This is a genomic window from Arthrobacter sp. SAFR-044, from assembly GCF_059414985.1.
On the sequence record NZ_JBPFDN010000003.1, the window covers coordinates 469,577 to 477,067 of the forward strand.

At 67.6% G+C, this 7,491-nt stretch carries 5 protein-coding genes and 1 pseudogene; all 6 read left to right on the forward strand.

Features of this window, described 5'->3' with window-relative positions:
• The first annotated feature begins 50 nt into the window (after window positions 1-50).
• On the forward strand, window positions 51-1,259 hold the full coding sequence (locus ACR65J_RS07295; RefSeq protein WP_440167400.1) for an XdhC family protein: 1,209 nt from the start codon (window positions 51-53) through the stop codon (window positions 1,257-1,259).
• The gene (locus ACR65J_RS07300; RefSeq protein ID WP_440167401.1) at window positions 1,250-2,176 is read left to right on the forward strand and encodes an FAD binding domain-containing protein; all 927 of its coding nucleotides are present in this window, start codon (window positions 1,250-1,252) and stop codon (window positions 2,174-2,176) included. The genes ACR65J_RS07295 and ACR65J_RS07300 overlap by 10 nt, the downstream gene beginning before the upstream one ends.
• Window positions 2,177-2,178: 2 nt before the next feature.
• A complete protein-coding gene (locus ACR65J_RS07305; protein WP_440167402.1) occupies window positions 2,179-5,013 on the forward strand; it encodes a molybdopterin-dependent oxidoreductase in 2,835 nt (944 codons plus the stop codon).
• 87 nt (window positions 5,014-5,100) lie between these two features.
• Window positions 5,101-6,081 (forward strand): aldo/keto reductase, encoded by a 981-nt coding sequence (locus ACR65J_RS07310; protein ID WP_440167404.1) that lies wholly within the window; start codon window positions 5,101-5,103, stop codon window positions 6,079-6,081.
• Window positions 6,082-6,104: 23 nt separating this feature from the next.
• Window positions 6,105-6,758, forward strand: a complete 654-nt coding sequence (locus ACR65J_RS07315) for a uracil-DNA glycosylase (protein WP_440167405.1) — start codon at window positions 6,105-6,107, stop codon at window positions 6,756-6,758.
• 50 nt (window positions 6,759-6,808) lie between these two features.
• Window positions 6,809-7,491: pseudogene (locus ACR65J_RS07320) on the forward strand (HNH endonuclease signature motif containing protein); the annotation flags it as partial.

A 7,491-nucleotide genomic window follows, 5' to 3' on the forward strand; every position in this document is an offset into this window, starting at 1 on the left:
CCCCCGGAAAGACCGACAATTGACACCATCGCTGCGGAAGGAGCGCCGCCATGCTTGACCTGATCCCTTCGCTCGGCTCCTGGATGCCCCGGCTCGCAGGCCGACAGTTCGCCGTGGCCACCATCGTGGCGGCTTCGGGATCGGTACCGCGGCCCGTGGGAACGTCCATGCTGGTTACCGCATCCGGCGACGTCCTGGGCAGCCTGTCCGGTGGCTGCGTGGAAGGCGCCGTGGTGGCTTTGGCCCAGGAAGCAATGGACGACGGCGTCCCGCGCCACGGGACCTTTGGCTTCAGTCCCGCGGACGCCTTCGCCGCCGGGCTCACCTGCGGGGGAGAGCTGGGCATCCATGTCCAGCCCGTGCCGGCCCACGTGCACCCAGTGCGGACCGCGCTCCAGGAACTCGCCCGACTGGGCCCGAACGAACCTGTGGCGCTGGTACGGGAGCTTGGCACCAGCGGAGGTGCCGCCGTCGTCCTTTTCGATCCGGCTGCCTTCCGCCTGGCTGTCCACCGTGAGCTGGCGTTACTGCTGCACGGGGAATCCGCACTGCAGCTGGAATCCCTGGTGCGCAGCGGCGGTACCGGGCTGGTCCGGCTCCCGCAGCCGGGCGAATGCGCTCCGGACCGGACAGGCGATGTGCAACCTGCCGGGGAGCCCGCCATCCTGGTGGAGTCCCGGCTGGCCCCGCCGCGGATGCTGGTGTTCGGCGCCAACGATTTCGGTGCCGCGCTGGTCCCCGCCGCCAAGCTGCTGGGCTATCACGTGACCCTCGTTGATGCCCGCCCGGCCTTCGCCACCCAGCCGCGGTTCGCCGCTGCAGACCAGGTGGTCACCGGCTGGCCGCACCGCTACCTGGCGGCGGAAGCGGCCGCGGGCCGGACGGACAGCCGCACGGTTGCCGCCGTCCTCACCCACGATCCCAAGTTCGACATCCCCCTGCTGGAAACGGCTTTGGCCCTGGACCTTGCCTACGTGGGAGCCATGGGGTCCCGCCGGAGCCACCTCCAAAGGGTCGACGAGCTCCTCAATGCGGGCGTCGCGCCGGAGCGCATCGCCCGGCTGCATTCACCCATCGGCCTTGACCTCGGCGCGGTCACTCCCGCCGAAGTGGCGGTATCCGTCACTGCCGAACTGATCGCGGCCCGCAACCGTACAGCCAGCTGCCACCCGCTGCGCGAAACCTCCGGCCCCATCCACCACCAGCCGGCTGCCCCGGCGCCCACAGACCTTAATACGCAGGAGATCGCATGGACATGAACACCATCGAGGCGGTGGTCCGCACCACCGACCCCGCACAATGGCGCGACGGCGACGCCTGGCTGGCCGGCGGCACGGTCCTCTTCTCCTACGGCAGCTACGCGTTTGGCCCGAAGCCGCTCACCCGCCTGTTGGACCTCGGCGCGGCTGGCTGGACGCCCATGACCATCAGCGACGATGGCATTGAGCTGGCAGCCACCTGCACCATCGCGCAGCTGTACAGCCTGCCCGATTCGCCCGAGCTGTCCGGCCGGACGTGGTCCGGGCTGGACCTGGTCCGCGCATGCTGCGATTCCTTCGTGGCCTCGTTCAAGGTGTGGAACATGTCTACCGTGGGTGGGAACCTCTGCACCTCGCTGCCTGCCGGGCCTATCATCTCGCTCTGCGCCGGCCTGGACGGCACGGCCACCATCCTCGGGCCAGGCGGCGCCAGCCGCCACGTCCCGGTGACGGAGTTCATCACCGGGGATGCAACAAACTGCCTGGCACCCGGCGAGCTGCTCCGCAGCGTGCACGTCCCGGCGTCGGCCCTTTCTGGCCGCGTGGCATTCCGACGCCTGTCGCTGAGCAACCTGGGCCGGTCCGGGGTGCTGCTCATTGGAAGGCTCGACGGCGGCACCTCCCTGGTGCTGACCGTCACCGCCGCCACCAAGCGGCCCGTGCAGCTGCGCTTCGACGGGCTGCCGGAAGCAGACGGGCTGGCCGCGGCCCTCGATGAGGCGATCCCGGGGGAGCTTTACCATGACGACATCCATGGACTGCCCGCCTGGCGCCGCGACATGACCTACCGGCTGGCTGAGGAAATCCGGGCCGAACTCGCAGCGCCGGAAGGGGCGGCGGGACTGGCTGTCTCGGGCGACTTCTGGCCGCGGACGGGCCCCGCCGCCGGACCCACCACACTTCCGAAAGGGGCCTGAGCATGGCCATCGAAATCAACGGGACGGCAGCCGACGCCGCACCCCGCCCCGGGCAGTGCCTGCGCACGTTCCTGCGTGAGCAGGGGAACCTGGGCGTGAAGAAGGGCTGCGATGGCGGTGACTGCGGGGCGTGTACGGTCCACGTGGACGGCCTGCCGGTCCACAGTTGCATCTACCCTGCGGTCCGGGCTGAGGGCCATGCCGTCACCACCATCGAGGGCCTGGCCGCCGCCGCTGGTGGTCCCGGGGGGCAACTGCATCCGGTGCAGCAGCAGTTCCTCGAGCGCCAGGGCTTCCAATGCGGCTTCTGCACGGCCGGAATGGTGATGACCGCCGCCACGTTCGACGACGGACAGAAGGAAAACCTGCCGCGGAACCTGAAAGGCAACCTCTGCCGGTGCACGGGGTACCGTGCCATTGCCGATGCTGTCTGTGGGGACGCCGGCCATCCGGATCCCGCAAGCCAGGGATCCGGCATCGCCGGGGACGGACAGCCGGACCCTGAACCGGGCCGGCTGGGTGATGACGTCCCCGCCCCGGCCAGCCGCGCCGTCGTCACCGGGACTGCCCGCTACACCCTGGACATCCCTGCGGAACAGCTGCAGGGACTGCTGCACCTGAAGATCCTGCGTTCGCCGCACGCCCACGCACGGGTGGTGTCCATCGACAAGGCGGCGGCACTGAGGGTCGCGGGCGTGGTGGCGGTGTTCACCCATGAGGACGCGCCGGAGCAGCTTTTCTCCACGGCCCAGCATGAGCTCTTCACCGACGACCCGGACGACACCCGGGTGCTGGACGACGTGGTGCGGTTCATCGGGCAGCGGGTGGCCGCCGTCGTCGCCGAATCAGTGGGCGCCGCGGAAGCTGGAGTCCGTGCCCTTCAGGTGGAGTATGAGGAGCTTCCGGCGGTCTTCCCGCCGCAGGACGCACTGCTCCCCGGCGCGCCGCTGGTCCACGGGGACAAGGATGGTGCCAAATCGCGCATCTCCCGGCCCGACCGCAACGTGGTGGCGGAACTGCACTCGCAGCTGGGGAACGTGGCCGATGGCTTCGCTGCCGCCGATTTCATTCACGAGCAGACCTACCAGACCCAGCGGGTGCAGCACGTGGCACTGGAAACGCACGCGGCCATCGCGCACGTGGATGCCGAAGGCCGGCTGCAGGTCCGCACCTCCAGCCAGGTCCCGTTCCTGGTCCGCCGGACCCTGTGCCGGGTGTTCGGGCTGCCTGAGGAGCAGGTGCACGTGGTGGCCGGGCGCGTAGGCGGTGGATTCGGCGGCAAGCAGGAAGTCCTCACCGAGGACCTCGTGGCGCTCGCGGCCCTGAAACTGAAGCGGCCCGTCCAGCTGGAACTGACCCGCACCGAGCAGTTCACCGCCACCACCACCAGGCATCCGTTCACCATCAAACTGAAGGCAGGGGCCAGCAGGCAAGGGCAGCTGACCGCGCTGGAGCTGGACGTGGTGACCAACACCGGCGCCTACGGCAACCACGGCCCTGGCGTGATGTTCCACGGCTGCGGCGAATCGCTGGCGGTCTACAACTGCGCCAACAAGAAGGTGGACGCGCACTCCGTATATACCAACACCGTGCCGTCCGGTGCGTTCCGCGGGTATGGGCTGAGCCAGATGATTTTCGCCATCGAATCCGCGATGGATGAGCTGGCCGCCGGGATCGGGATGGATCCACTGGAATTCCGGCGCCGGAACATGGTCCGGGAGGGGGACCAGATGCTGTCCACCCAGCCGGATCCGGAGGAGGACGTCGACTACGGCAGCTACGGCCTGGACCAGTGCCTGGACCTGGTCCGGGATGCGCTGGACCGAGGCAAGGAACGGTACCGGGACGCAGGCCTGGACGATCTTGGCCCGGAATGGATGGTGGGCGACGGTGCTGCCCTGTCCATGATCGACACCGTTCCGCCGCGCGGCCACTTTGCCCATTCCCGTCTCAGGCTCCTGCCAAACGGAAGGTACCAGGCCGACGTCGGGACCGCCGAGTTCGGCAACGGCACCACCACGGTCCATGCCCAGCTCGCTGCCACGGCCTTGTCCACTGATGCGTCAAGGGTGGTGGTGCGGCAGTCGGACACGGACCTGGTGGAACACGACACTGGCGCGTTCGGTTCGGCCGGCACGGTGGTGGCCGGCAAGGCAACCCTGGCTGCTGCGGAGGAGCTGGCCGTCCGCGTCCGGGCCTTCGCCGCAGGAATCAGGCAGACGCAGGCCTCGGCTTGTGTACTGGACGGCGACGCCGTGGTGATCGACGGAACTCCCGTGGCACTGGCTGAACTGGCGCAGGCTGCCGCGGAGGCCGGCGTCGAACTTGCCGCGGAGGGGCGCTGGGGCGGTACGCCGCGCTCCGTGGCGTTCAACGTGCACGGCTTCCGGGTGGCGGTGAACCGCGGCACGGGTGAACTGAAGATCCTGCAAAGCGTGCAGGCGGCCGACGCCGGCGTAGTGGTCAACCCGCGCCAGTGCCGGGGACAGATCGAGGGCGGGATTGCCCAAGCAATTGGCGCCACGCTGTATGAGGAAGTGGTGGTGGACGACGCCGGTAAGGTCACCACGGACATCCTGCGGCAGTACCACATTCCTACTTTCGCGGACGTCCCGCGCAGCGAGGTGTACTTCGCCGATACCAATGACAAGCTGGGGCCGCTGGGCGCAAAATCCATGAGCGAAAGCCCCTTCAACCCGGTGGCGCCGGCGCTCGCCAACGCCATCCGGAACGCAACCGGGGTTCGCTTTTCCTCCCTGCCCATTGCCCGGGACAGGATCTACCTGGGGCTGAAGGAAGCGGGGCTGGTGCCCAACGAGGAACACGCTCTTTCCTGAACCGGTGCGGACGTCACATGCGTGCTTGCAGGGTGCAGCGCGCGGGCCGATCTGACCGCGGGTTGCATCGTTGCATATAGTCGGGGGATGGAACAGCGGATTTTAGGCAAGACCGGACGTAGCGTCTCCGTCGTGGGGCTAGGTACCTGGCAGCTCGGCGCGGACTGGGGCAACGTGGACCCGGCACAGGCGCAGGCCATCCTCGCCGCCTCGGTGGAGGCGGGTGTCACCCTCTTTGATACGGCCGACGTGTACGGCGATGGCAGGAGTGAGCAGGCCATCGGGAAGTTCCTGGCGGACAACCCCGGCCTCGGCGTCACGGTCGCCACCAAGATGGGCCGACGCATGGACCAGCGCCCGGAAAACTATACTCTGGCCAACTTCCGCCAATGGGTGGACCGCTCCAGGAAGAACCTGGGCACGGACACCCTGGACCTGGTCCAGCTGCACTGCCCGCCCACTCCCGTCTACAGCAACAACGAAGTGTACGACGCCCTGGACACCCTGGTGTCCGAAGGCGCCATCAAGAACTACGGCGTCAGCGTGGAACGGACGGACGAAGCCCTGGAAGCAATCCGCCACGAGGGAACCGCCTCGGTCCAGATCATCCTGAACGCGTTCCGGCTCAAGCCCCTGGATGAGGTCCTCCCGGCCGCCAAGGCCGCAGGCGTGGGCATCATCGCCCGCGTGCCGCTGGCTTCCGGCCTGCTGTCCGGCAAGTACTCGAAAGAGACCACCTTCGCCGAAAACGACCACCGGAACTACAACCGTAAGGGCGCGGCCTTCGACGTCGGGGAGACCTTCTCGGGCGTGGATTACGAGCTGGGCCTAAAAGCGGTGAAGGAGTTCGAGCAGCTGGTGCCGGAGGGCGCCACCACCGCCCAGGCAGCCATCGCCTGGATCGCTGCCCAGGACGGCGTCACCACCGTCATCCCCGGGGCCCGCAACGTGGAGCAGGCACAGTCCAATGCTGCCGCGGCGACCGTCAGCATAAGCAAGGAGTTCGACGACGGCGTCCGCTGGATCTACGACCACTACTTCCGCGAGGCCATCCACCCGCGCTGGTAACTGCAGCGTCCAAGGTGGCTGGGGTGGAGCCTGCTTCCGGCATCACGGCATTCGTTGAGCGGCTTGCAGCCGTTGACACGGGTGTTTCCGCCAACAATTTCTTCAGTCACGCAGTTCCGGAGAATGCGCTCCGTCGGCGCAATCTGGAAATTTACCTGCAGGAGATGCTGGAACGCCGGCCAAAGATTCTGCTGGTTGGCGAGGCTCCGGGCTTCAGGGGTATGCGGATCACCGGGGTGCCCTTCACTAACAGGGTCATTCTCGGAGGGCCCGCCAACAGCTTCGGGCTCTTCGGCCCCGGCAAGGGCTACGTGCTGCCGCCCGAAGCTGCAGGGGTAGCCGCCGAGCCCACCGCCACCGTGCTCTGGCAAGTCCTGGAAGAAGTGGGGTTCCTTCCGCTGCTGTGGAGTGCCTTTCCCTGGCACACCCACAAGCCGGGGCAGCCGTTGTCCAACCGCACGCCCAGGCGTTCGGAGACGATACTGGGGACTCCCTTCTGGCAGGACTTGGCGGAGCTGTTCGGTACTACCTCCATAGTGGCGGTGGGCAACGTGGCCCAGCACAGCCTGCAGCGCAGCGGCCTCGCTGTGCCCAAGATCAGGCATCCTGCCCATGGGGGAAGGTCAGGCTTCAAACAGGGGCTGGAGCAGTTGTTGGAAAGTGGGATGCAGGTTTGAGCTGAACGCTTCACAGCCAGAATGTCATACCCCCTTGTCATGATTGCTTTATGGGGAAAGCGGCGGTGGAGAAGGCCTTAGAGGACATCAGGTCTGCCCTTGCTGTGTTGAATGCGGAGGTGGATGGGTGTGGTTCTGAGTCGTTTTCGGCGGCTGATCCGTTGGCTGGTTTCGCTGATGGGTGCCTTGACGTTCTGGCCGGTGCCCGGGAGGCCGAGGCCGGTTTCGCAGGTTTGAAGGCGAAGGCTGCGGTCAAATACGCGGAGAGCGCCGATGCGGTTGCCGGGCCGGATGTACCGGTGCAGGCGCAGGAGATGGCGGTCGCGGCGGAGATCGGGTGCGTTTTGGCGCTTGGGCCTCGGGCGGCGTCATCGTTCCTAGCTACTTCGCACGCCGTTGTTTTCTCGTTGCCGCGAACCCTTGCTGGGCTGCAGGCCGGGACCCTGTCGTGGCAGCACGCGGTGGTGATGGCTGATGAGACGGCCAGCCTTGATGCTGCCGGGGCGGTGGCGTTGGAGGCGCATTTCCTTGACCCTGAAGCCCCGGACCCGGCGCGGGGGTGCCCTGTGGGGCAGATGCCGGCGCACCGGTTCAGGGCCAAGGCCCGGACGTGGCGGGAACGCCACCACGCCGAGAGTATCGAGAAACGCCATGCGAAGGGGGTGGCTGATCGGCGGGTGGAGTTCCGGCCGGACCAGGATGGGATGGCGTGGCTGTCCGCTTGCCTGCCGGC